This window comes from Legionella oakridgensis ATCC 33761 = DSM 21215 (genome assembly GCF_000512355.1).
GTDB lineage: Bacteria > Pseudomonadota > Gammaproteobacteria > Legionellales > Legionellaceae > Legionella_A > Legionella_A oakridgensis.
The window spans coordinates 234,015-260,956 of record NZ_CP004006.1; the positions used below are offsets into that span (position 1 = coordinate 234,015).

The window sequence follows — 26,942 nt, forward strand, 5'->3', positions numbered from 1 at the left end:
ATATCGTTTAATACCAGTCCAACCATTTTTGAGTGTTGTTGTTCCGATAATAAGCTTCAAACAATGACGCAGGTTTTTGCCAATAAGGCATCGACTGGAAGGGGGATGCTGGATAGTCCTGTCTTAATAAACATTTCAATTGAAATCATAATACTTTCCCTACCGCAGTATCTCGAGCATCACTTTCATAGCCATCAGGGTCATCAAATGGCATATCGATATAACCATTTTTTCTATAAAATTTTAGTGCATCTGGTGATGACTCGACGTGCAAACTATGATTCCCTTGGCTTTTGAGCCACTGTTCACATAATGCCAAAAACCGGCTACCGTATCGATGGTTTCTTTTTGTCTCATCAATAACAATGATACGCAAAGCGGCTCTTTTGTGTGGCCATAATTGCAGATGGGCATAACCAATGATGTCGCCACTTCCTTGAAATAAGACAAAATGAACATGAGCATCATGCTCAAAAGTCCAGGTGTAAGGGTCAGAAAGCCCTGCTTTGTCAAAAAATAGAATTGTCTGAAATGGCGTACTTTATTCCATTCACGGGCTGTTAATGCCTTAACCATTCTTAATCCATTAAACCCAGCTTTTTTATCAATTGCTGTAATAAAGTTTTCTTTTCCCAAACAATAGGCGGTAATATCATAGGGATATTGATGTGCCAACTCTTTTTTTAAATGCGCATAAGCTTTTCTGTCGTCTGGATGTGCTCTCATCCAGTTCCTAAATTTTAAATGTCGCTCGATTTCGGGGTTTCCAAGCTCAAAAATATGAGCATGATGAGTTCGTAGATTATCTCCCTTTTGGAAATAGCGACGAAAAAGAATCCCATATTCTCCTTTTGCTTCATAGCCAAGTGCTTGCATGGCAGCATTGGCACTATCTACTTTATCGAGCTCCAAAACAACAGGAATCATATCGATGATTGGTTTTGCAGCTAAATCAGGTACTGAGGTGGAGCCAATATGATGAATTTCAATGCAATTATTGCCTAATGCTTTTTTAATTTTCTTTGCTTCTTGCTCAAATTGCAGAGGCCAATTGAAATCATAAGGAACCACTTCGATAAGTCGTTGTTTTTGTTTGACTGACATCATTTATTATCCCTCTTGAATACGCTGAACTATTTCATTAACAAATGTCGTGACTTCTTGATAGGTTTTGTTAGTCAAGTCATGGACTATTCGGGCTCTTCTTTTCATTCCTCAGGTAAAAACCCACCTACCTGAGCATCCCACAGGGTTTTGTACAAACCGCCAAGATTCAATAGTTCATGATGCGTCCCATCTTCAACAATATGGCCTTTATCGAATACTAAAATTCGGTCCATCTGCAACAGAGTAGATAAACGATGAGCAACTATCAGGGTTGTTTTGCCTTGCATCAATATCCAGAGACTGTCTTGAATGTTAGATTCTGTAATGGAATCCAGCTGAGATGTAGCTTCGTCCAGCATTAAAATTGGAGCATTTTTTAAGATGGCTCGTGCAATGGCAATGCGCTGGCGCTGACCACCTGAAAGCTTGACTCCACGTTCACCGACCAAGGTCTCATAACCTTCTGGCAAAAGACTGATGAACTCATGAGCATGGGCTTTCTTGGAAGCTAAAATAACCTCCTCATCCGAAGCTTCTGTCTTGCCATAACGAATATTATCCATCAAGCTTCGATGAAAAAGCGTTGGGTCTTGAGGAATCATAGCAATGGCTTGTCTTAAACTTTCTTGAGTCACATCGGATAGGTTTTGTCCATCGATGAGAATTTCCCCGTCTACTAGCTCATAAAGTCGTAAAATCAAATTTACAAACGTGGATTTGCCACTGCCTGAATAGCCTACCAAACCCACTTTTTGTCCCCCTGCAATCGTTACGGACTTATTTTGGAACAGAGAATAACCACCTTGGTAATGAAATTTTACCTTGGAAAATTCAATTTTCCCTTGAGTGACGACTAATTGGGATGCATTGTTTTTATTCTTAATTTCATGCGGGATCACTAAGGCATTTAAACTTTGTTTTGCTTTGCCTAAGGCTTGGTTAAATTGATCCACTTGGTACATGGTGTACCACATCATATGGCCCAATTCCATGGAAATTCCAAGAATTAAAGCAAAATCCCCAATGCTTACAAGACCTTTGCTATACAAATGGATTAAAGTAAAAGAAGCCAAACCCATCATTACCGCAATCATTCCACCTTGTGCACAACATAACAAAACAATAAAAAGTTCTTTTCTTTGAAAAGCTCGTTGCACCAAGCGGAAGAAATGGTTCATGCGCTCTACTTCATAGATTTTTCGTGAAAAAATACGAATATTGGATTGATTAGCCAGGCTATCCACCAATTGCCCAGAAAGCTGCGATTCGGAGCTGGCATGATCGTGAGACTTATGGACCAATTGCGCCGACATCCAAATACTAAATGAGGCAAAGGCAATGAACCAGAGGAATAAAATATAAAAAAACAAGGCATTAACATAATAGGCTGTAATAAATGAAACCACCAGCAATGAAGCACCACGAAGAAAATCCACAGACACGCGATGCAAAATAATTTCAAGATTATCAGCAAGGGTCGTAATTTGATCAGCAATTCGCCCAGATAAATTATCCTGAAAAAATTGCGTACTTCCTCCTAACACATACTCAAACGTTTGGCTAATGATTTGGTTTTTGATAACCGCTTCATATTTATAGTTCAAGTACCCAAGCGTTCGCCAGGTTACATTGTCAAAAACAATAAAGTTCAATACCAGTAATCCAGCGATCCAATACAAAGAGGATATGTCCTGAGTTGTCGTTGCGGCCAAAGTATTAATGAAAGACTTAATTAATAAACTATTAAACGGCCCCCAAAACCCAGCTAATAGAGCAAGCAGAATAAATAAAATCACTATGTTTCTATAAGGTTTTAAAAAATGCCACGTAAAAGAGCTCAATCGATTAGGTAAACGATTAGTCATGATGGATTACCTCGAAAAAATGTGCATCATTGAAACAAGGTATCCTCCTTTGATGAGTTTGATATTTGATTTCAATGTGAATGGAATCTAAAAAAGAATGATAGAAGGATGAATTACTTCCTGAGCCAGGACGGCTAATTAGTGCAATGCGATCGTCAACATGGATTTCACTACGAAAGTCTTGAAAACAGGTTTTATGAGGATAAATAAGACTTAGATCTTTAAATTGAATCGGTTTATAGTGCATGATTTACTCTTAAGTATGTCGTTTTGGACAATAAAAAACACAAAGTCAAAAATGACTTGTTCACTTTGCCCTATAGACGGGCGTACTTAAGATGTAATTTTCATGGCTTTTTAAACCTAATTTATGATGGTTTTTCCAATTAATCCTAATTTTAAATTAAAACCATTGAATATATCAAGAAAAATGATAAATAATATTCCTTTTTGTGTATTTTAAATACCCTTTCATTCACAACATTTTTACTAAATATTTTCCTTGATCTAAATAATCTGATGCAAAGGATGCCCTCCTCTAACTACTAATGATTTGCTTTATGCGCTCCTGAACGGTTTGAATACGTTGTATGGTCACTGGACCATCATTCACGGATTTCTCCTTTAAGACACCATGGGGTCACCCATTAAAAAGTCTTGGTCGGGCTAGTTAAAACATCCCATCGTGGTTGGGAGAGTCCGTAGATATCTCTTGTCCAAGATCCCAGAACTCTATAATCCTTCCATTCTTGAAACGAAATAAATGCACAACAGCCATGCCTGGCTCTTTTGGATTGAAAATAATATGAGAATGTACTGCTACCATGTCGCCATCTTCGAGAGCATGCTTGATAATGAACTGCTTGTTAGGTTGTTTTTCATGGGATTCCTTCATTGCTTTTTTTAGAGCGGGAAATCCCGATGCGAAGTACATGCTGTGGTGCATCCCTTTCGTGTTTACATACTTCTCATAAGCTTCGTCGATTTTTCCTTCAACAACTTTATTTAGGAAATTGATAGCAGATTCTTTATTTTTCATTCTCAATCCTTTTTATTCCTGCAATATGAAAAGATATTTCCGGCAGGATCCTTGAACCATATAATGCTTAGGCCATTCGAGGTATCATTGCTTTTTTCAGCTCATCAGCATCAATCTTTTAGCATATTAGTCCTCTGTTTCATATTCTTCTCCTGCCTTTCTAAGATCCTCAATATCTATCTTCTTCATTTTAAGCATTGCTGGCGTTGTTTTTTCAGGATTCTTCGACATCAGCTCGTTCATATTTTCTGGAAGTATCTGCCAGCTGACTCCATATTTGTCCTTAATCCAACCACATTGCTCTGACTCAGGAACTGCGGATAATTTCTCCCAGAAATAGTCAATCTCTTTTTGGTTCTTACAGTTGACTATGAATGCAATGGCTTCATTGAATTTGAACTCATGAGACTGGGCAGAATCCATTGCACCAAACTTCTGTTCTCCCAATTCAAAGAAAGCATGAGCGACTGTCCCATCTTTGTCGGGTGTTTGATTCTGGTACCTGAATATTTCCTCTACGTTTGAGTTGGGAAAAATCGAAACATAGAAATTCATGGCTTCCTCAGCCTTGCCGCAAAGATCTTTTGTGAACATCAGGTGCGGTATTATTTTCTGTTCTAGGCGTATTTCATTAAAGAAGATTATTTGCCAGGAAACTCCATACTTATCCTGTATCCATCCATATCTTGGACTAAAGGGGTATTCGCCGAGTTCCATGAGTATTTTTCCATCGAGAGAGAGCTTTTCCCATAATTCATCGACTTCTTTGGCTGATCTGCATGATATTGTAAATGATATCGAGGGATTTAGTTTGAAAAATGGCCCTGCAGAGATTGCCATGAATTCGAAGCCCATTATTTTGAAACCAACGATGTCCACATCTCCTGAAGGCGTGTTATGTATATGGCTCGTAAATGTAACCGCCGAATCGTCAAAAACGGATGTGTAAAACTCTGCTGCCTCAATGGCTTCCTTGTCAAACCATAAATGCGGAACTATTTTCTGCATATTCCTGCCCCTTGATTTAATAACTGTCTAATCTTGATCAATAATCATCTATTTAAACGCCACTGATCATTGCAATTGGTGGAAGTTTTATTAAGTATTGCTGATTTATTGATTCCCTAACCAACGTTTTATTTCTTGCATGCTTTCTTCAATGGTGGCCACGGCTTGATGGTATAGTTTTTCCAGTAAATCACGCTGACCAGTTTTCCAATAACGTTCAAGGAACTGACAAGCCATTTTGATTTTAATGGTGCCAACGTATACAGCACCTCCTTTAATTTTATGAGCAAGTTGTTGGGTTTTGTCCCAATCATGAGATTCATAAGCGGCTTTCATCAGGGCTAAATCATTGGGCAATGAATCATTGATCATAAAGGTTAGCATTTCAGCTAACATGGATTCATTCCCAGTGGTTTTAATTCCTTCTTCAATGTCCAGGGTTGAAAATTCAGATAAATTAAACAATCCTTCCTCATGTTCTGGTAAATCAGATAGATAATGATCAGTACTTTGTGCCATTTCTTCTTTATGCCGCCCCGGTATAAAAGCATCAACGATATCCGTACAGCTTTTTATAGTCAGTGGTTTAGTAAGCACGGCATTCATTCCAGCATCAATGCAGCGTTTTTTATTTTCATCACCGGCATGTGCCGTGAGTGCTATGATTGGGACATGGGTGTTGCTTGTCAATTCTTGCACACGAATCAAGTGAGTTACTTCATAACCATCCAAATCAGGTAGTCCTATATCCATGAAAATTAAATCATAGTGGTTTTGTTTCCATAGCTCGACCGCTTTTTTACCTGTTTCAGCAATGTCTGAGTCACCATGTAATTGGGCTAGAATTTTTTTGGCTACGATTTGGGCAATATAATTGTCTTCAATGATTAATACACGATATTTGGATGCTGATTCCTTGGACTCTTTTGTTGCAAATAAACTTTGAGGTACCGCCCCCGTTTTGGTGGATAAATCATCAGCCAGAGAATCGTCCTGTTCAACACCACTGTCATCGTCTAATAAAGGTTTTTGCAGTGGAATAATACACGTAAAAATGGAACCTTTATTAGGTTGGCTTTCAACGTAGATTTCACCTTGAATATCATCAACAAATTGTTTCACCACAGACAAACCAAGACCGGCTCCTTTATAGATTCCCTGATAGGAAGGGGTGAGACGTTTAAACTGCAAGAAAATTTCCTGCTTTTTTTCAGGAGGTATGCCTATCCCGCTATCTTTTACGATGATTTTAATAATAAGTTTTGAGTCTTCTTTTTTAGCAAACTCTACTTTAACGGTTACAAATCCTGTATCGGTAAAATTAAGAGCATTCGATACTAATTCAAGCACAACACGGTGAATTCGGACGTTATCTCCTATGACATAATTAGGGAGTGACTCATCATAATCAAATTGTAAATCAAGGTGTTTGCTGAGCGCTTTAGCTTTGTTTAAATCAATGATGTGTTGCAGTGTCTTTTTTAAAGAAAACTTTTTTTTGACTCCTGGAATTTCACCAGAACTTACACGAACTGCTTCAAGTACTTCATCCATCAATGAAAGTAGAGCGTGGCTGGATGCGACCAGATTATCCGCATATTCTTTAATATTCGGGTTTTCGGCTTCTGATTTAATAATGTCGGAAAAGCCTACAATGCCTGTGAGTGGTGTTCTGATGTCGTGGCGCATGTTTTCCAGAAATTCAGTTTTGGCTTGGCTTGCGGTTTCTGCCTGATTTTTTGCGAAATGTAATTCCTCTTCCATTTTTTTTCGATCAGTAATATCTACTGAAACACCCAGCATACCAATGATTTCGCCTTGTAAGTCGTGAAGCGGTACTTTTTGGGATAAATAAATCTCTTGCTTGCCGTCAGGGTGGTATAATGGCTCTTCTAATAGTAAAGGAGTACCTTTTTCCATCACGATTCTATCGGCTCTCTTATAATAAGAGGCTGATTTTTCATCAAAGAGATCAGCATAAGTTTTCCCAACAATGTCATGCCTTGATTTAAGCCGTAACAATTTAGCCATGCTGTTGGTGCAGCCTAGATACACAAAATCCCTGTTCATCCAATCAACACTCACGGGTATTTGCGCCAAGATATTTTCTATGTACCGGTAAATGGTATTTACATCTGTTTGTGTGGTTTTGTTTTTTTCAAAAACATGCCCAGTTAGCATTTGATAGGCTATTTCATGATAAGTGAATTCATTATTTTCCTCTTGGGGAGCTTTGTTTTTTGATTTGTTTTTTTTATTCATCTAAGTCCTTGTCATCTTGAGTGTAGCGTTGTTGCACAAGCCAAGAATGAATTTATATGTTTAAACTTAGGAAATGACCTAATACAATGTTATATAAAGAGAATCTTATATAAATCATAAGACAGGGTGTAGGAATAAACAAATTTAGGCAACAGGAAAATAAAAGAGATGAGGCTTAAGAGGACGTGGATTCCATTAAGAAATCGCCCGTCGTCTTGGTAAAATTACCAAACTCAAAGAGCAGTTTGTTGAGTGCTTTATTCATTTTAGTTGCTAAGTTTTGGAGATTCGGCTCAGAGAACATGCTTTCGTGATCTCCTGGTACTGTATAAAGGTCAATAGAGTGTTTTGCATAATTTTCCCACCAATTCAAATCTGCCTCATACTGAAACATCTCAGAGAGTTCTTTTGCCTTAAATAAAATAAATTTTGTTTGAATCAAAGGTAATTGATAGCGAGTTAGCATTTGTTCCCTATGCCATTGAAGTTCCAGTAAGAATTGGGCATTGGCGATATTATGTTCTAGGTAATTTTTTAAAAGCCTTGCGTTTTGCGCTTGCATCATTTTCTGAAAATAAAGCTCATCGTTTTGCAAAGAAGGGTAATAGGCCCATCCATCAAGAGAGAGGATAGCAATTATATGTTCACCTTGTTCTTGTAATTGTTTAGACATTTCAATAGCGACTGTGCTGCCAAAAGATGCTCCACCTAATAAATAAGGGCCCTTGGGTTTAATGGTTTGTATTGCATTGATGTAGTAACTTGCCATTTCTTCGAGATTATGAAAGATGAAATCATGCTTATCTAGCCCAGGATCTTGTATTCCATATAAAGGTTGTTTTGTATCAAGGTATTTGCCAAGTCTTTTATACCAAAATACGCTGCCTCCAATGGGATGAATTAAAAATAGAGGGGGGGCACTACCCTCTTTTTTAATGGGCACAACAGGAACGTTAGATCGATGATCATCAGTTAGCTCGGCAGTAATATCGCCCTGAAGTTTTTCTATTGCTGCGGATAAGCTGTAAATTGTGGGGTACTCAAAGATGGTTCTAATCGTTACGTTTACATCAAATCTATCTTTAATCGACGATATGATTTCCATTGCTGATAATGAATTACCACCTAAGTTAAAAAAATCATCATCAATTCCGATATGATCTAATTTTAAGGAAGTACACCATAATTTTTAAGTCCATGCTCGAATTCAGTGCGTGGTTCTCTGCTTTGATGTTCCAAACCAAGTTGTCTTAAGGGTTTAGGAATGTTTTTTCTATCAAGTTTACCTCCAGGAGTACTTAATAAGTGATCTACTTCAAAAAACCGACTTGGTATCATATGTTCTGGAAGTGTTTTGTTTAATTGAGCACGAATGTACGTAGCATTGAAGTCCGTTTCTTTATTTATGACAAGATATGCTGATAATGACATCGATCCATGTTGATTCAACTCAGGAACGACAATGCACTGACGAATGGCTGGAATCTTAGCGATAGAAAATTCCACCTCATTTAATTCGATTCTATAACCTCTAATTTTCACTTGGCTATCGCAACGACCGTGATATTCTAAAACGCCATTAGAGTTCCATTTCACTAAATCACTTGTTTTGTATAATCTATTTTGTGTTGTTTTTCCAAAAGGATTTACCAGGAATTTTTCCTTTGTAGCGTTGGGATTATTTAAGTAACCTTGTGCTAATCCTTCTCCAGAAATGTAGAGTTCGCCTGTTATGCCTATAGGAACAGGCTGCATGTGGTTATCTAAGACATACACTTGAGTATTATTAATCGGTTGACCGATAAGACTTCCATCATGTATTCCATCTCCTTCAGTGCATGTGATGGAAACCGCATCAATCGTGCATTCGGTTGGGCCATAGAGGTTATGTAGTTTTGAACCAGCGAAATTCTGTTTAAAAAAGGTATGTATGGTTTCAGGGTTTAGGGCTTCACCACCACAAAATACATGGCGTAATGATGTGCATGCATGAAAACCGTCGGTTATTATTAGTTCCTTCAACATGAAGGGAACTAATTGCAACACACTGACTTGATGTTTCTGAACTAAATTAATTAGTTGTGTAGGGCTGGTATGGGCATGATTGGGCGCAATAATGAGCTTAGAACCAACAAAAAGAGGCATGAAAAATTCCCAAACCGAGGCATCAAATGAAAAAGGGGTTTTTTGTAGAAACACATCAGATTTTTGAAAAGCGTAGTTTTTTTCATCCAGATCATGTGATTACAAATGGCTTTATGTGGGATAGCAACTCCTTTGGGATTTCCAGTGGTTCCTGATGTATAGATCACATAGGCTAAATCTGACGGTTTATTGAGGTGTTCCAGGTTTTCCTGGAAAGGTGTGTTCTGACTCAAGATAGAACTGATTTCCAGTATGGGTTTACCGCATTCTTGAGGTTTGTTTTTGATGGACTCTTTATCCATTATTAACCAATGACATTGGCTATCACGGAGCATATAGGTGATACGATCATCAGGATAATTAGGATCTAGCGGAAGATATGCTCCTCCTGATTTTAATATGCCTAAGATGCTCACAATCATTTCTAAGCTACGGTTTAAACAAATCCCTATCAATTGATTGGGTTGTACACCTTGGTTTCTCAAATAATGAGCGAGAGTATTCGCTTTTTGGTTTAGCTCATTATAAGTTAATGAGCTGTCTTCAAAGACTGCAGCAATCGCATGCGGGGTTTTTAGGACTTGTTTTTCAAAATAGTGATGTAAAGGTTTCCTCTTATCAAAATTGGATTGAGTATTATTCCACATGGCCAGATTATTTTTTTCTTCCGTGCCCAAGAGGGATAGTTCAAACAATTTCTTATTAGGGCTGTTGATGGCATCCTCTAATAGAGTCAAAAGATGACCATTAATATTTTCTAAAAAATTATGAGATAAGATAGTAGATAAATTTTGAGCTTTATGGTGGACGTATAAACCAGAACCGTCTTCAAAACAGTAGAGAGTTAATGGCGAATCAACATGGCATTTAGTAGGGTTCGCTTTGTCTATAAATACAACACTCACTTCCATTGGATGGAGGGAGTCGCTTAATTCTGGATAACGAATAAAAATATCTTTAGCAAAGGTTTTGTTTTGAGATAATTTAGTATAGCTATCAGAGACGACTTGAAGGGCCTGTCTAAACGTCATGTTACTGTCAAAATGGGTGGTTAATGGCACATAATCGGATAAGAATAGACTTAAATCAGCATAGGTCGTTCTTAATGCTTCATGACTAAATGCTATGGATAAATTTTTATAATTATTTAATCGATAGAAATAGACTAGAGCTGTGGTTAATAGAACATTTTTTGAATCATTGGATGCATTGGTCAATCTATTTATTTGTTTGAGTAATGGCTTAGAGATAGGCGTGATTTTTTGGCTGTTGCAAGAGGAATTCCCCAGCTTTAACAAGGGAGATAAAAAGTTGGTCTCGGGAGTCGCATCTAAAAACTCCTTAATCCAAAATTTTTCGGCCGTAGGGTTTTGAGCAGGACTCAAACTTAATTTTGCAATTAATTCGTTATTAATAGAATCCAGTGACGAATCAACCATAAGTCCAAATCTATGAACTAAGGCATTAATTGTTTGCTCCTTGCCATTAAGATCAGTCAACTTTAATATGGCAATATCGTTTGTTTTCGTGGAAATTTGTATGCATTTATCTGAAATCGATACAATGCTTCCAGGTTTTATCCCAGAGCATTTATTTAATTTTTTATAGGAATTAATTACAAAAGCGTTCTCTTTAATGATGATTTTTGGTGTTGCGAGTTGGTTGGGGTATTGCCCAAACGTTAATGCTCTGCACAACCTATCAATCTGTTCAGCCGACTGTTCCCATGAAATAAATCCAAAATTTTTTGGTTTGTTCCTCAGTCCATAATAAGAGCGGACAGATAAATTTTGCGGGGTAGGGGAAATAGTATTAGTTGCTATCTCATGAATAAGTTCACGAAAGGACGAAACCGCATGTTCATAGCATTTTAAGTTCAAACTCAGAGCTGTGTCTTCATCTTCTATTGGAAACGACGGTTGTTTTAAAATAGAACCTGCGTCAACGATTTCCTCCATTTTATGCCAACTAATCGCATGGCGTGTTTCTCCATTTAAAATTGCCCATGTCGTAGCATATAATCCTGCATATTTGGGCAATGGCGAATTATGATAGTTTATTGCGTAATAACGAGGGAGCCTTAAAATACTTTGAGGCAAGATTTTGCTGTTTACGATGCTAAAAAGAAAATCAAAGAGGTGAGCCTTATAACGAGTCTCAAGTTCTTTAATGTTGCTGATATAAGGAATGGAATGAGTAACACACCATGTTTTAATATCGTTTGATGCAGAGATTAATCCTAGTATTTTGTGGTTTGCCGCTAATATTATTTCTGCACATTGGATAGTGAGATTATCATCCCCCACAATAAAGCAGCTAAATATATTTTTTTTAACCACATAACTCCTTGTAAATATAGGATAATAAAAAAGGTAATTATTGTAACACAAAAAAATCCAATATGGATAAAAACAAGCCAAAATATTCTTGGCCATTCTGTGATCTTGACGGCTATAGTTGAATGGCTGACAGGCGAATAATGTAGATTGTTTTTTATGGAGACGGTAAATTAGCCGTTATTGAAGTCACAACTTTATTGGTAAAATATACTTTATAAACGAAATCCTGGGGAGACTTATGATAAGTCCACACTTCGGTAAGAAAAGGGGCAAAACCAAATTTTACCCCTTCTTCATTATATAAAGCCTGCGTGGTACTAAGTGTTTTTTTAGCCTGAGGTTCGCCACATTTACTCAATACTATCTTTTGCTTATCACCTTCATAGACTAGCTGTCCGTTGCAGCGTAGCGCCCAGCAGTAATTTATATTAAATATCAGCAACACAAATGCAATTAATATTTTCATATCAGAAGCAAAATAATCAACTACGTAAAATATAGTATTACTTTAAGATTATGCAATTTACAGGGCATTTTATGTAATTATTTGATTGTCTTTGGAAACAACAAATTCAGAGATAGACTTAATAGCTCACAATATTAGGCTCTCTTGCTATGACTGTTGGTGAAAGATTTCGTCTGCCAACCCTATGAATAAATGGAATACTATGGAATAATTATTAACCAATTTCAATAAATTTTGTCTATTAATATGAAAATAAAAGCAATTCTCTTCATGATCTCTATTTTTTTTCCAGTTGCTTTATTTGCTAATACGGCGACTTGTCCTTTATCAAACGGAATCAATGTGCATACTGCAAAGCGAATTTTAAATATTTGTAAACAAGGCACTGTCATTAAGACCTTTAAAGTCGCTCTCGGATATAAAGGCGTTGGTAAAAAACGAGCGGGTGATAATAAAACTCCAATTGGTTTATATGGGTTGGCTTATCCAAGAAAATCCAATCAATTTAAAGTCTTTATTCCAATTCTCTATCCGACTTCAAAGCAATTAGCTGCAGGATATACTGGTAGAGATGTAGGGATCCATGGGCCAACGCAGTCGTCTAGTGGATTTAGCTGGTTAAACAATTTACCAAGCTCAACGCGTGGATGCATTGCTGTTGGTAAAAATAACTACATCGAGTATGTGGCGAATTGGGTAAAAGCCAACCCTGGAGCTAAGGTTTTAATTATTTAAGTTTAGTGTCGTAAACCTATATTTTTTAAATATATTAACTTTTTGAAAATAAAAGATAAGTTGTTGTTTTTAACCGGATTTGATGGATGTATCACTATTAAAATTCTTCTTGTTTGTATTTTACCACGCTTAATTTTGTAGTGAGTGTTAGCGGTTATGTTTGTAAGCCAAAGGCAAAATAATCATAAAAACGGTAAATAGAATAAGTTTTGATGCAAATCCGGATAAAATACTGTACAATATGTGACAATTTTTTATCCATTAAATTTTATAAGAGTGCTATGACTGATTTAAACCTTTATAGAAACATTGGTATCTTCGCCCACGTAGATGCCGGAAAAACCACCACCACCGAACGTATTCTTAAACTCACTGGTAGAATCCATAAAATAGGTGAGGTTCATGATGGTGAATCAACAACCGACTTCATGGTACAGGAAGCTGAGCGCGGTATTACCATCCAGTCAGCAGCAGTAAGTTGTTTCTGGAAAGGTCATCGCTTCAACATCATCGATACCCCAGGACACGTTGACTTCACTGTAGAAGTATATCGTTCACTGAAAGTACTCGATGGCGGTATCGGGGTATTCTGTGGCTCCGGCGGTGTTGAGCCTCAGTCAGAAACCAACTGGCGCTATGCGAACAATTCAAAAGTTTCTCGTTTGATTTTCGTAAACAAGCTGGATCGTGTTGGTGCGAATTTCTTGAAAGTGACTGAGCAAATTAAAAAAGTATTGGGTGCAAATCCTTTAATTATGACCTTGCCTATTGGTGTTGAAGACACCTTCGTTGGGGTTGTTGATTTATTAACCCGTAAAGCATATGTTTGGGACGAAACTGGCCTGCCAGAAAATTATAAGATTACTGATGTACCAGCAGACATGCATGATGACGTTGAAATGTATCGTGCTCAATTAATTGAGACGGCCCTTGAAATGGATGATGATTTGCTGATGGCTTATTTAGAGGGAGAAGAGCCTGCAATCGAAGAAATTAAGCGTTGTATTCGTAAAGGTACGCTTGAATTAGCTTTCTTCCCAACGTATTGCGGTTCAGCCTTTAAAAATAAAGGGATGCAGCTGTTGTTGGATGCCGTGGTTGACTATTTACCTGCTCCTCATGAAGTGAATCCACAGCCTTTGACTAATGCTGAAGGTGAGCCAAATGGTGAATTCGCTATTGTTTCTCCTGATGAGCCATTCCGTGCTTTGGCATTCAAAATTATGGATGACCGTTTTGGTGCGTTAACGTTCGTACGTATCTATTCAGGAAGATTGAATAAAGGGGATACTATCCTTAACTCCTTTACTGGTAAAACGGAACGTATCGGCCGTATGGTTGAAATGCAAGCAAATGAGCGTCATGAATTGCAAAGTGCTGAAGCAGGCGACATTATCGCTATCGTAGGTATGAAAAATGTTCGAACCGGTCATACTCTTTGCGATCCTAATCATGAGTGCACACTGGAAGCGATGGTTTTCCCTGAGCCAGTTATTTCTATTGCTGTCACACCAAAAGATAAAGGCTCAACCGAAAAAATGAGTATCGCTATCGGGAAAATGGTTGCAGAAGATCCAACGTTTAGAGTAGAAACGGATGAAGATTCGGGTGAAACCATTCTTCGTGGTATGGGTGAATTACATCTTGATATTAAAGTGGATATTCTGAAACGTACATACGATGTTGAGTTAATCGTAGGTCAGCCTCAAGTTGCTTACCGCGAAACCATAACCAAATCGATTCAAGACAGCTATACTCACAAGAAACAATCAGGTGGTGCAGGTCAATACGGTAAAATTGACTACACTATTGAACCAGGTGAGCCAAATACCGGATTCACTTTCATCACTTCTGTTGTGGGTGGGAATGTGCCTAAAGAATTCTTCCCTGCAATTGAAAAAGGTTTCCGCTCGATGATGGACACCGGCACTTTGGCTGGGTTCCCTGTATTGGATGTTGTCGTTAACCTCACCGATGGTGCTTACCATGCCGTTGACTCCTCAGCAATTGCATTTGAAATCGCAGCAAAAGGTGCTTTTCGTCAATCGATGCCAAAAGCTGCTCCACAATTGCTTGAACCAATTATGAAGGTTGACGTTTATAGTACAGAAGATGATGTCGGTAATGTAATTGGTGACTTGAACCGTCGTCGTGGCATGATCTTGGGCCAAGAGCCCAGTGCAGCTGGTGTACGCATTAAGGCTGATGTTCCTCTTTCAGAAATGTTTGGTTATATCAGTACATTGCGCACCCTTACCTCTGGCCGTGGTCAATTTTCAATGGAATTCTCTCACTATGCTGCTTGTCCAACCAGCGTAGCTGAAGCAGTGATCGCCAAAGAAAAAGAAAAGAAAGCCGCTGCTGCCAAGTAAGATAGTGAGTAACTTTTTAAAAAGCTCTATCAGTTTGACCTGATGGGGCTTTTAAAAGTTCCGTTTTTAACGGATTGTAACCTTTTCTTAACCTGTCAGATTGTCCAAAGTAATTGGTTAAAATTAACCAAAGAATGATGTTTGCTATTTTCAAATCAAATTGAAAATTTTTTTGTTGTGAGAGCACTATGCTCTTGTATCCAATCTTTATCAGCAGATGTTCTAAGTCGTTGAGCGGCACTTGGATCTTTTGACAATATGTATTCATTGGCTTGGATAAATTGTTTATATTCATCTCTTTCTTGTCGTTCTAAAAGCCCATTTCCTTCCAGTAAATCACTTTCCGACATAAATGGAACAAAATAATTAGCCTCATAATTGGTGTAAAGGGGCTTCAAAGTGTTTTCGCAAATCAGCGTGCAACAGGCAGAAATAGGATTAATTTTAGTGCGAGAACTTGCATTGTATCGCTGACAAAATTCATTAATATCTAAAGAATATGTTATGGGTAATTGAACCTCATGCATTTTTGGAAGAAGAATCCTGTAATTTCTCAGTTTTCGTTGACCACCGAATAAATAAACATCAAATTCCGTTGCTTTGGTTTTATCAATAAATGCTTTTTTTAAAGTTAAAAGATTTTCTTGAGCATTAGCAAAATCAGATAAAATTTGTCCATCAAGATGCGCCAACAGTCGATTACTAGGATTCGTTCTGTCAATAAATGCTATGGCGATGCATTCTGTCATGCCAATTGTTATCAAAACCGTATTTGGATCAGTCGTAACAAAAAACTCTCCTTGTGCCACATGACGATAATTTTTCATAAACATTTTTACTTAAGGATGTTATTAAAGTAAATAGCATAAAAAGAGTGAGTTGGCTAAAAGTCTGGACGTGTTATTACGTCATATGCCAAGTAATATGTGGCAGAATTGACAGCCATGGTACCTCGTCTCTAAACTTCTCCCAATGCTAGATTTTAGAATTAAATTTCCACCAGAATTGCTGTCAGAATCTGCATTGCTTGATGCGGGATATTCTTTGTCTTATGAATGGATTAACCGTGGGTTTGGTGATCAACATACAACAAAGGACGGTGAGCTGGGTAATGTGTCACATGGTTTTTCGATGAATCTTTCAACGAGCATATGTTGTAAGTTAAGAAGCCATGCTTCATGCTCAGGCATATGAATATTGAGAATGCTTACTATATTTGCAATAACGGCATTAAATTGTGAAATTGCCTTTTCTTGGGCTTCAACATCTTCTTTTTTACTGTAAGCCAATTCGCAAAGTTGCAGCAATGAAGGAACAAGATCTTTTATGAAAGTTATCGGGTCTTGCAGCATTTTCTTTTTGAGATGTTGCTGGTCTTTCGTTAATTCATTGTGCTCTTCAAGATAAAGAACAATATCTGCAATGAAAAGAAAATGAGATAAGGTGTTTTGAGAAGATTTAGCCACGTCTCGCTCAAGTTGAGTAACCTGCGCTGAAACAGACTTTTCTTGTTCAATAGCTTTGCTTAAATCAAAAAAACTTTGACTTAAGAGTCGTCTTTGTTTTACTTTCGCATCTTGCAATGCATCTTTGAGCTGTTTTTCGTAATAATGACTTTTATGCCGAAGTTGAGTCATCTTGAGATTACTGAATGCATCCAAAAAACGTTCTTCTTGATGCAACTCTTGCTCATAAAAATGATGGAATACCACATAAACACAAACGGCTATACAGCTTGATAGAGGCATGGTGCGCATCGTTTTTTCAATTCGCGGTAAAACATGCTTCATCCCCTGAGTTTCAGATAGTATGAGGGACTTAAAATGATTAGCAGCATCCAGAATGTCTTGATTGAGGCAAATAGAGTTTTTTATGTTAAGTGGCACGATTAAATGGCAAAGGCAGTTAAACAAAGTGGCAATTTTATAGCCAATGAGGGCGTTGTGCAACTCCCTCTTAACGGCAGCAAAACGATTGAGTTTATTAAAATGCTATGGAAGATCATTAAAGGACGGTCGTCATTATGGCAATAAGAATGGACATGACATCATTGGCATTCAGGCCATTGCTGAAGGTATTGTTTGGTATCCTGTAAGACTTTGATGAGTTGTTGGTAGAGAGGTTCGAGCAAAGTGCTGTGGCCTGCTTTCTGATAACGTTCCAGGTATTGGCAAGCGTACTTCATTTTAATAGTTCCAAGGTAGACGGTGCCACCTTTCATTTTGTGAGCTAATTGTTCCACCCATGATGTGTAACATTTGCCGCAATAAGTCTTTATTACCAGTGTTGTGCAGGGCGATGTCAACGTCGAGAAGCGTATTTATCCAGGGCAAACGCATCTAAATTTTGAATATGTATTTGTTAAAAAACTTGTCTTTTCGAGCCTTTATATGGGATTTAGAACACGTACCGCAAAGACGATATTTAGGATTATTTTTAGTCATAAGATGCGTTTGCCCTGTTTAGCAACAGAAGCTTTGGGGTGGGTTTGTTATGGAGTTACACGCCAGCATTCGATGATAAGTTATAAAATTAATTATTATTTTTTATAATAAAACTTATCTTGCCAGTACGTTCTAAGCGTGCTTCTTTTATCTGATTCAAATGCATCATATGCAATTTATCTCGGACCATTTCTAGTAAATCGTCTTTAGAAACCTGATTTTTTTCCAATGCTTCCCAAATAATTTCTCCATCTTTAACCAGAATGGTGGGTCTCCCTTTTACTAATTTACCAAACTTATGAGTAACTCCCCACGTCATCCCGAGTGCAGCGAGGGATCTCCAGCAACTGGCAGGTATTAAATTAATGTAAAAAACACTTGAAAAATTATGCGGTTATGATCAAATAGCTGCATGAATAGCAGCAACATGCTCAAAGCCCCCCGTCAAGTGACGGGTTAGGCAAGCTACGCCGTACGACATCACTACGTGAAAATGGGAAACGTAACAGTGGTGGCCAAAAAGGCCACAAGGGCGAAACGTTAAAACAGATTAAATCACCAGATATTGTCAAAAACCATGTATTGCTAACATGCCCGGATTGTTATGGTTCATTAGTTTCAACGCCGGTGATTGGAATTGTGAAGCGCCAGGTTTTTGATATTCCACTACCCAAAATTGAAGTCACGGAACATCAGGCTGAAGTAAAATATTGCGAGTGCTGTAATAAAACGATAACAGCAGCATTTCCTGCAGGTGTTCTTGCCCCTGTCCAATACGGTGAAGTTATTCGTAGTTGGAGCGTGTATTATCAATATCAGCATTTTTTATTCCAGAAGACAGGCTGCAACAGTTGTTTTATGACCTGTACGGAATTCAACTGGCTACTGCAACACGGACTGGATATAACCGGATTGCCTTTGATACATTGGCATCATTTGAAGAATCGGTATTGTCTGCAGTCAAAACTGCTGCCGTAAAAAACCTGGATGAAACAGGGTTTCGTGTGGCCGGAAAAACACAATGGTTGCATGTGGCATCGATTAAAACGGCAACTTATTATCACATATCTCCAAAATGAAAATCATTACTGGATGGCCTTTCAGGTACCGTCATTCATGATCACTGGAAAAGTTATTACAATTTGGGAGGTGTGGAGCATGCCCTATGCAACCAGCATCACTTGCGTGAATTAAAAGCAATAACCGAGCATGACAAAGAACCATGGGCACAGGCTATGACCCGACTATTACGTGTTGCTCTTCGCTGTCGTCATTTTAATGAACATCATGCAATACCTGTTGCTCGCATCAAGCGGTTGACCAACATCTACAAGAAGATTATTCGAGATGGGCTGGCGTATCATGAAACGCTGCCGCCATTGCTATGCAAAGGCAAACAGGGTCGACAACCTCGACGGACAGGTCACAACCTCTTGTGGCGTTTATTTCATTACAAACAAGACGTTTTACGGTTTCTTCATGATCTGGCAGTTCCATTTACCAATAATGATGCTGAGCGTGATTTACGAATGATGAAATGCAAACAAAAAATATCCGGTGGTTTTCGGACCGCTCAAGGCGCTGAACAATTTGCTCGTATCCGAGGATTTATCAGTACGATCCGTAAACAAGGATTAAGCATTATCAGTTCCATCCAATCTATATTTTCTGGTACTATCCCTGTGTTATCAGGAATCTGAGATAACAATACAGTCCAACAGAGCAAGGAATAGTATATGCATACGGAGTCTTGCGTTTACCTTCTGACCAATAAACACAATAATGTTTTGTATACCGGTGTTACCCATGATTTGATACGCCGTGTTTATGAACACAAAAATAAACTGGTGGCTGGATTTACCCAAAAATACAATGTGGATCGACTGGTTTATTTTGAAGTTTGTTCAGGCATCGTCATGGCTATTGAGCGAGAAAAACAAATCAAAGGGTGGTCTCGAAAAAAGAAGCATGATTTGATTAATGCATTGAATCCTGAATGGAACGATTTGTATCCATCGCTACTTTAAAAATTGTGCCACTGCAGGCAGATCCCTCGCTGCACTCGGGATGACGTGGGGAGTTACACTTATGATAATTAAATGAAAATCTAGCAAATAACCAATGTAAAAAAATAAGTAACGTACTTCCTGAAATGGCTTGCATTAATGTTGAGGGGCCGTTGATTGTTCTGCTTAATACCGCACCGATAATAATGATTAGAACAAAATCAATGGTTGTTTCAAAATTAAATCGTTTATTACCAACGCGGATTAAAAAAACAGCATAGATATAAATAATGACGGTTCTTAGAAGGACATACATAATATCCATACTTGAATTAATTTTATCCAGATAATAAAGCCACATGGTTCTGTCCTTAAAATAATAGTGGTTTGATTGGCCTGTTAAGGTTAGTAAAGCAATATGAAGATTGCAAAAGCTTAATGACTAGCTATATCATTTTTATATTTCAATTAAATTCTGACCTTCTTTCAACACTTTCAAATTCAATAATGTCTTCTTCTATTGCCTCCTGGGTTTCATCGTGCCTCGGTAAACTTGAAGGTCTAAATAATCCATGGCTGCGTAAATGAGTCATTGCTGTTTTTTGAGATTGAATGTCTGAGGCTGGCGTTTTAGGAGATGGAGCGACGTTTGGCAATGCCAATTGATGATGTTGGATTCTTGTTTGTATGCTTCTGGGATAAGGCGCGGCCGGACCACTAACAAATAATACTCTAAGAAATGATAATGTGCCGAAGCTGGCATTAAGCCAGGAATATGCTGGATAACTACCGACAGTTATCCAGTCATTGCGGCGCTCTTTGGGTAATTTTAAGTAATTAAAACCAGCCACTAACAAGCCTTGCAGGAGAGAGGAACCAACCTGCATTCCCCAATACACCGGACTTGTGGAAAAGGCAATTAATAGTGGCAAGCGAAGAACATGCATGAATTGTGCATGAACGTTATAAAGTTGATGGTTTTTAATGGCTAATAAGGATAGGCATGGTCTTTGCCATACCGTCAATAGTGGTTTAAGCGACAGGTTCCAGAAGTATAGAAATTGCGCTTCGTTCCAGGAACGGACTCGCTGTTCATATAAATTGGGTGAAGGTCCAAGGATGGTATGAGGAGCTTGCGTTTCAAAGCAACAATTAAGATCAAGTCGTAATTTGGCAGGACCTTGAGCGGTACGCATGCGTTGGAGAATGAGACCCATCATGACATCGTCGCCTTTAAAAACCGCATTATGATGCAATAACACTTCAATTAATGTTTTAATTCGCCATAGTGAAGCGGCTCCATGTGGACGAATCACACTATGAGTGCGATCAAGGAATGCCATGTCCAAGTCAGAGAGTTGATATTCTAAATCTTGTAGTCGGGTTAAGAGCGAATGGGGTTTAAAATCAGAAATTGCGCGTAAAGGATAAACAATTCCTTGCACGGCTTCATCACTAAAGAAATCATAACGAACCTTATATTGTCTTGGAATGCGAACATCGTCATCAATGAGTAGGGCATATTGTATGTTATCTGGATGATGGTGATGGATGTATTGTATGGCAGTCAACAGTGCAATCGTTTTGTTTCCTGTATTGCCATAATACACGTAGCGAACTTCTGAATTTATTGTTCGTATCAATTCGTGAGTGCCGTCTGGTGCAATTTCTTCTAAGCCATTATCCACAACATAAATGCGTTTTGGAGGAACGTGAGGTAGGCACGAGAGAACTGTTTCACGAATGACTTCAATGCTTTTGTGGCATGGGATTAAAACGACGAGCGCTTGATTGCGCTCGTAGGCTTCTCTTTGGAGAACCAATTCTTGGGTTAATTCTGCGCTATCCTGTTTGGAATGGCCTTCTTCTGCTCTCTCAAGAGGATCTCTATCTGGCTCAGGTTCCGGGTATTTCACCAAGGCAAGTGCGAATGCGAGCATCAAGGGCTCATACAACAACAACAGCAACATTAGCGGCAGAGAGGAATACGATAGGGCATGATGAATCGATGAAGTAATGCCTGTTTGCCACTCTAAAACAGCGTAAGAAGCAATCAATCCGGTTAATGCAAGCCACCAAATAACACGCTTGCGATTGAAGGGAATACAAAGAGGTCTTGGATCAATTAAACTCAATAAAAATTCGGCATTCATGCCAGGTGGTTCTGAAGGTTGCCCTTGTGGGATGCTCATGAGACTCAGTGGGGCAGAGTGTGTGGACTCTCTTACTGGAATACTTAATTTTTCTTCCAGATTCTCCTGACTTTTCTGCAATATTTTATCTCCATGATGGTTGTATTTCCATATAATTGCTTCATAAATCTAGAGTATTTTTTATTTTCAATTGAATGATAAAGATATCTTATTATTTCCTAACGTAATTCATCTTTTACTTTGAGTCAATGCGATAAGCAGGGCAAACAATAGGTGATTTTGCTCTAGTGGTATGAGCTATATATGGGATGATTTATCTTGTATGATTTCAAAATGACTTAACACGGATGTGATTCATGTATATCTCTTTAAGCCAAGTTTGTAAAAAGTATGAGCAGTTTAAAAACAATCAAGCCTTATGTAATGTCACATTTAAGATTGAACCACAAGAAAAAATGATTGCTATTGTTGGCCCTAGTGGGTCAGGGAAAAGCACGCTTTTAAATTTAATTGCGGCTTTGGATCAACCAGATTCTGGCAAAATTCTAGTTGGATCACATAACATTACTCGGCTCAATCGTGCTCAATTAGCAAAATATCGATTACATGAAATAGGGATTATTTTCCAATTCTTTAATTTGTTCCCTACGCTCACAGTATTTGAAAATATAGCGGTTCCTGGATATTTGGCTAAAACAGCCAATAAATTGTTGAACAAAAAAGTTGAAGCTTTGGCTGAGCAAGTTGGCATACACCATTTGCTAAGAAATTATCCTCATGAAATTTCTGGGGGCGAAGCTCAACGTACGGCAATATGCCGCGCACTAATTAATGACCCGAAATTATTGTTAGCAGATGAGCCAACTGGAAATTTGGATACAGAAACTGCAAAGGTAATTTTTGCATTACTGCAAAGTTTAGTGGATCGTCAGAAATTAACTGCGCTGATTGTCACGCATGATATGAGTTTAATTAAAAATGTAAACAGAGTTATTAGCATAAGAAATGGTTGTGTTCATGAATTTGATTCAATTATTTAATTTAGTCGTTATTTCTCATCTTAAACAACAAAAACTTAGTGTGTTATTTGCTATAGTTAGCATTGTATTAGGAGTGAGTGTATACGTAACTATACGACTGACTACTGACAATATTCTCACCAGTTTCCAAGCATCCACAAACTATATTAGCGAACAAAACACGGTTATTATTTCTGCAACCATGCCTATAGCAGAATCGGTTATTCCCGAGCTATTAAAAATACCTGATATTGATGTTATTGCTCCGCTAAGTATGCATTTTGTAAAAGCATATAGCGATAATAAAAGTATTGGTTATGTCCCAATAATTGGAATTGATATTCTAACACTCAATCAAATCATTCCTACGAAAAATACCTTTGAAGGATTAGGTTTATCTAATTACGTAAGCTTTTTGCAAGATGAACCTGTGAATGCAGTGATATCGAAGGGGCTTGCACGAAAAGTTGGTTTTTCTCATTTGAAATTGTTGATTAATGGCGTGTATAAGCCTATTGAAGTAAAAGCGGTAATTGATAATGCGACGATTTGGGGAGATGAGGTAATTATTGTTGATATAAAAAATTTTCAAGATTTGTTCAAGGAGTATTCCACAGTCAATCAGTTGCACCTCACATTTAATACTTCTGACATAAAGAAGGCAATCGCTATGGTTACCTCCGTGCTGCCTCCTTCTCTTACAGTAACCCAAGGTAATGAAAATGTTCAGTATGCTGAAGATATCACGTCGACCTACCGATTTAATTTAAATTTTTTAACGTGTTTAGCTTTATTAGTAACTGCCATTATTATCTATAACGCTATCAGTCATTATGTTTTAGAACGAAGAAGAGACTTTGGAATTATGCTGATTTTAGGCGCTCAACCTAATCATTTATTTATATTTACTCTCTTAACGAGCATGCTACTCGCAGTTTTCTGTTCCTTTCTCGGGCTTTTAGTTGGATATCTAATAACATGGCTCAATATTCACTATATTATCCAAACGTTTTCTTCTTTATTTTTGCCATTGGATATAATGGAAGTATCCGTTCCTTTATCACTTGCAATGGAAGTCATATTGATTGTAACGATTATTGCGTTACTAGTCGGTATTTTTCCTTGTTTAGAAGCTTATAAAACCTCAACTAGGCAAACTACTTTTTATCAAACGTATGAACAACAATTTCAAGCTAAAATCCCTCGATTTACCTTATTGGCGATGGTTTTAATACTGGTATCTTCATTAGGGTTAATACCAGCTATATTAAAGTGGAACATCAACATCGTTTATATTTCATTATCGGGCATTTTACTAGGGACTGCTTTTTTTCTTCCTGCGTTATTAAGCTATTTGTTAGTGTTTCTAAGAAAAATTATTCCACCCCTGTGGTTGGAAGCAATCATGGCAGTGGAGCACATTAAAATCACTATGCGTAAGAATGTGGTTGCTATTGCAGCAATGAGTATTACTATTTCTTTATATCTATCCGCGATGATTATAATTGACAGCACTCGCTATACTTGCACCAATTGGATCAATCAGATCTTGTCAGCAGATATTTATATTAATACCAAGAATTCAACCTTTTCCTTTATGGGAAACTATATTGCAAATGAAATGGTCGAGTTTATTGTAAATCGTCCTGAAGTTGAGGCTACCAATTTATTAACTCATAGGGACATTAGTTATAAAAATAAATCATTACGCATCATTGGGATGGTACTTCCAACCATTGGAGATTACTATAAGCTTCCCTTGGTCCAGCCAATGGATAAAAAACAGTTACAAAGCATATTTTCTGATCCACGCAATATACTTATTTCTGAGCATTTAGCCCATGAGTTTAACTACCATATTGGCGATACTATTCTTATTCCTGGTCATCATGGTTCATTGCAGTTAAAAATAGCTAATATTTTTTATAATTACGCTAATTATCAAAACATATTGATAATGTCCAATAGTTTATTCATGCAATTATATGATGATCCACGAATAGAGTCCGCACTACTCTATTTGAAACATCCGGCACTTTATCAGCCTTTCTTAGACTCTTTAAAAGAAGCATTTCCTGATTTGAACTTACCTATCCAAAATCAAACGGAAGTTAAGAATAGAGGTATTAATATGATGGAGCAAACGTTTAAAATTAGTAAAGCCATTATATTAGCCATCTTCGTTTTAACGGCATTAACTTTATTCAATGTGTTAGAACAACTTATTCTTAGTCGCAAGCATGAATTCACCATTTTTTGGTCTATAGGCGCTAATGATTATACACTTATTAAGATGTGTTTATGGGAGTCTTTCATAATTTATATTGCTGCAGTGCTAGGTGGGCTTATCCCCACAATAATTGGATTATTTCTTATTTTTAAGTTTCTGACACAATTCCTTTTTGGCATTAACATTACCTTTGTTGTCTCATATCAATCGATTATTTCATTTTTTATTTTGTTATCAGGGCTTGTTGTTCTGGATGGATTATTACCGGCATTTAAAATGAGGACGTTTATTAATGTGAAAGGATTGAAGTATGAGTAAATCCTTATTAAAGCTTTTGATAGTCCTCCTCTTGATTAACCCGATGATTGCAGTAGCCATACCTAAAACGCTATCTTTTCCTATTGATCATGGTAAGCATCGTGAAGCAGATTGGGAGTCGTGGGATTTTTTTGGTCATTTAATTGATGCTAACAATCGTGTATTTGGATTTAGTCTGACTTTTTTACGGCTCGGTGTCACTTCTCAACAACCACCTTCGTTGTGGAGAACAGAAGACATCTACGCTTCATATTTTACCATCACTGATGGTGAGCAAAAACAATTCTATTCTCAAGAAAAAGCGAACCGTACTAGCTTTAATTTTGCGGGAGCAAGCGACACGCAATTGTGGATATGGAATAGAGGATGGCAAGCATTCATGAATGCCAGTGATATAGTTCTTCAAGCTAAAACAAAAGATGCCGCGCTTAATTTACGTTTAAGACCAGCAAAATCACCTCTTTTATTTGCACAGAATGGTTTTTTTGACCGGTTGGGTTTGTATTACTATTCCTTACCTAACTTAGAAGGGAATGGAGAGCTAAGGTTGAATGAAAATAAATATCAAATAGTCGCTGTCAGAGGTGGAATGGATCATGCATTTCAAATGAACAAAAATAATGATGTAGTCTGGGATAAATTTAATATCCAATTAAATAATGGTGACGATATTTTGCTCTATATCTTCGCTTCAAAAAAGAGTCTTTTTATTTCCCCTAATAGTTTTTGCATTATAAGTCATGCTGATGGGAGTTCCACTCTGTTGAGTTTGGCTGATTTTCAATTCACCCGGTTAAATTCATGGCGTAGCGAAAAATCAAAAACTACTTATCCCTCTGGTTGGACCCTTACAATCCCTAACCATCATTATTATTTAAAAATCATTCCAATAATAACAAATCAAGAAATTACCACTTTGAATACCACCTATTGGAATGGACAAAGTTTAGTTACTGGAGAAAAAAATGGTGCCCCTCTTATGGGTTATGCCTATATTGAGTTGTCAAAATACCTAATACGAAGTTATACTTTATAATTTTTAGGGAAAAACTATGAACATCATATACAAGTTCTTTATTTTAGGATGCATAATACTTTTAGTTGGGTGTGGAGGATAATATTGAGTGGCAGCTAAATTAGAGTTTCTCCGCCTGTTGCTAGATATTCCCATGGTGTTAATCACCTAGTGAATCATGTGATTTCTCGCCATTGTCCTCCCTCACTCAGTTTTCTGTCAGTTCACTGGCTTTTGACAAATCTTTTCAACTCCTGATTCGTGGGGCTTTATTGCCTTTATTATTTATTCTGCGCTGTACCGTTTTTCATTTTAAGAGCCTCTATTCCAAAAGTTTATCGGAAATCTCTGACATAGAAACAACGATTGTTGTATCCTCTGAAGGAGGCCTAAAAGGCGAAGCTCTTAGTCCACGATAG

General features: G+C 37.6%; 20 protein-coding genes and 4 pseudogenes. 8 read left to right on the forward strand and 16 right to left on the reverse strand.

Annotated elements, in window-relative coordinates:
- Nucleotides 1–145: 145 nt before the first annotated feature.
- From LOA_RS15035 to LOA_RS01220, 10 genes and pseudogenes are all read right to left on the reverse strand, one after another.
- Nucleotides 146–523: a GNAT family N-acetyltransferase gene (locus LOA_RS15035; protein ID WP_338010474.1), complete on the reverse strand. Its 378-nt coding sequence runs from the start codon at nt 521–523 to the stop codon at nt 146–148.
- A gap of 137 nt (nt 524–660) precedes the next feature.
- Nucleotides 661–1,107 (reverse strand): annotated as a pseudogene (locus tag LOA_RS15040) (GrpB family protein); the annotation flags it as partial.
- A gap of 101 nt (nt 1,108–1,208) precedes the next feature.
- On the reverse strand, nt 1,209–2,972 hold the full coding sequence (locus LOA_RS01190; RefSeq protein WP_042238618.1) for an ABC transporter ATP-binding protein: 1,764 nt from the start codon (nt 2,970–2,972) through the stop codon (nt 1,209–1,211).
- 670 nt (nt 2,973–3,642) lie between these two features.
- A complete protein-coding gene (locus LOA_RS01200; RefSeq protein ID WP_042238621.1) occupies nt 3,643–4,011 on the reverse strand; it encodes a nuclear transport factor 2 family protein in 369 nt (122 codons plus the stop codon).
- A 126-nt stretch (nt 4,012–4,137) separates the two neighbouring features.
- Nucleotides 4,138–5,019, reverse strand: coding sequence for a VOC family protein (locus LOA_RS01205; protein WP_025384794.1), 882 nt, complete (start codon nt 5,017–5,019; stop codon nt 4,138–4,140).
- Between the two features lie 105 nt (nt 5,020–5,124).
- Nucleotides 5,125–7,281 (reverse strand): ATP-binding protein, encoded by a 2,157-nt coding sequence (locus LOA_RS01210; RefSeq protein ID WP_025384795.1) that lies wholly within the window; start codon nt 7,279–7,281, stop codon nt 5,125–5,127.
- A 175-nt stretch (nt 7,282–7,456) separates the two neighbouring features.
- A complete protein-coding gene (locus LOA_RS13505) occupies nt 7,457–8,437 on the reverse strand; it encodes a thioesterase domain-containing protein (protein ID WP_338010475.1) in 981 nt (326 codons plus the stop codon).
- A gap of 11 nt (nt 8,438–8,448) precedes the next feature.
- Complete coding sequence (locus LOA_RS13510; protein WP_052335862.1) at nt 8,449–9,426, reverse strand: amino acid adenylation domain-containing protein; 978 nt, start codon at nt 9,424–9,426, stop codon at nt 8,449–8,451.
- Nucleotides 9,357–11,765 (reverse strand): AMP-binding protein, encoded by a 2,409-nt coding sequence (locus tag LOA_RS13515; protein WP_052335863.1) that lies wholly within the window; start codon nt 11,763–11,765, stop codon nt 9,357–9,359. Before LOA_RS13515 ends, LOA_RS13510 begins: the two co-directional genes overlap by 70 nt.
- Before the next feature lie 154 nt (nt 11,766–11,919).
- Nucleotides 11,920–12,231 (reverse strand): DUF2845 domain-containing protein, encoded by a 312-nt coding sequence (locus tag LOA_RS01220; RefSeq protein ID WP_025384796.1) that lies wholly within the window; start codon nt 12,229–12,231, stop codon nt 11,920–11,922.
- A 246-nt stretch (nt 12,232–12,477) separates the two neighbouring features.
- Here LOA_RS01220 and LOA_RS01225 point away from each other — a divergent pair, with 246 nt between their 5' ends.
- Nucleotides 12,478–12,966: a L,D-transpeptidase family protein gene (locus LOA_RS01225; RefSeq protein WP_025384797.1), complete on the forward strand. Its 489-nt coding sequence runs from the start codon at nt 12,478–12,480 to the stop codon at nt 12,964–12,966.
- A 281-nt stretch (nt 12,967–13,247) separates the two neighbouring features.
- Entirely contained in the window at nt 13,248–15,338 is a 2,091-nt protein-coding gene (fusA, locus tag LOA_RS01230; protein ID WP_025384798.1) for an elongation factor G, read from the forward strand.
- Nucleotides 15,339–15,493: 155 nt separating this feature from the next.
- On the opposite strand, the gene LOA_RS01235 is transcribed toward fusA, so the two are convergent.
- The 4 genes from LOA_RS01235 to LOA_RS01250 form a co-directional block, all read right to left on the reverse strand.
- On the reverse strand, nt 15,494–16,165 hold the full coding sequence (locus LOA_RS01235) for a hypothetical protein (protein WP_025384799.1): 672 nt from the start codon (nt 16,163–16,165) through the stop codon (nt 15,494–15,496).
- A 252-nt stretch (nt 16,166–16,417) separates the two neighbouring features.
- A complete protein-coding gene (locus LOA_RS01240) occupies nt 16,418–17,224 on the reverse strand; it encodes a hypothetical protein (RefSeq protein WP_147370101.1) in 807 nt (268 codons plus the stop codon).
- Between the two features lie 161 nt (nt 17,225–17,385).
- Complete coding sequence (locus tag LOA_RS01245) at nt 17,386–17,580, reverse strand: Hpt domain-containing protein (RefSeq protein WP_042238623.1); 195 nt, start codon at nt 17,578–17,580, stop codon at nt 17,386–17,388.
- A 290-nt stretch (nt 17,581–17,870) separates the two neighbouring features.
- Complete coding sequence (locus tag LOA_RS01250; protein WP_025384801.1) at nt 17,871–18,101, reverse strand: YetF domain-containing protein; 231 nt, start codon at nt 18,099–18,101, stop codon at nt 17,871–17,873.
- 263 nt (nt 18,102–18,364) lie between these two features.
- On the opposite strand from LOA_RS01250, the pseudogene LOA_RS16110 reads away from it, so the two are divergent.
- The 3 genes and pseudogenes from LOA_RS16110 to LOA_RS01265 all read left to right on the forward strand — a co-directional run.
- A pseudogene (locus LOA_RS16110) lies at nt 18,365–18,493 on the forward strand (IS66 family transposase zinc-finger binding domain-containing protein); the annotation flags it as partial.
- 83 nt (nt 18,494–18,576) lie between these two features.
- Nucleotides 18,577–19,482, forward strand: a pseudogene (tnpC, locus tag LOA_RS14310) (IS66 family transposase).
- A 36-nt stretch (nt 19,483–19,518) separates the two neighbouring features.
- A complete protein-coding gene (locus LOA_RS01265) occupies nt 19,519–19,809 on the forward strand; it encodes a GIY-YIG nuclease family protein (protein ID WP_025384802.1) in 291 nt (96 codons plus the stop codon).
- A gap of 61 nt (nt 19,810–19,870) precedes the next feature.
- Here LOA_RS01265 and LOA_RS01270 read toward each other — a convergent pair.
- A pseudogene (locus LOA_RS01270) lies at nt 19,871–20,149 on the reverse strand (DUF421 domain-containing protein); the annotation flags it as partial.
- 103 nt (nt 20,150–20,252) lie between these two features.
- Nucleotides 20,253–22,061, reverse strand: a complete 1,809-nt coding sequence (locus LOA_RS01275; RefSeq protein WP_025384804.1) for a glycosyltransferase family 2 protein — start codon at nt 22,059–22,061, stop codon at nt 20,253–20,255.
- 236 nt (nt 22,062–22,297) lie between these two features.
- Here LOA_RS01275 and LOA_RS01280 point away from each other — a divergent pair, with 236 nt between their 5' ends.
- Genes LOA_RS01280 through LOA_RS01290 form a run of 3 tightly spaced genes read left to right on the forward strand, consistent with a single transcriptional unit; the run spans nt 22,298 to nt 26,544 of the window.
- Nucleotides 22,298–22,981, forward strand: a complete 684-nt coding sequence (locus tag LOA_RS01280) for an ABC transporter ATP-binding protein (protein ID WP_052335865.1) — start codon at nt 22,298–22,300, stop codon at nt 22,979–22,981.
- Nucleotides 22,959–25,508, forward strand: a complete 2,550-nt coding sequence (locus LOA_RS01285) for an ABC transporter permease (protein ID WP_058388859.1) — start codon at nt 22,959–22,961, stop codon at nt 25,506–25,508. Before LOA_RS01280 ends, LOA_RS01285 begins: the two co-directional genes overlap by 23 nt.
- Nucleotides 25,501–26,544: a carotenoid 1,2-hydratase gene (locus LOA_RS01290; RefSeq protein WP_025384807.1), complete on the forward strand. Its 1,044-nt coding sequence runs from the start codon at nt 25,501–25,503 to the stop codon at nt 26,542–26,544. The genes LOA_RS01285 and LOA_RS01290 overlap by 8 nt, the downstream gene beginning before the upstream one ends.
- Nucleotides 26,545–26,942: the final 398 nt, after the last annotated feature.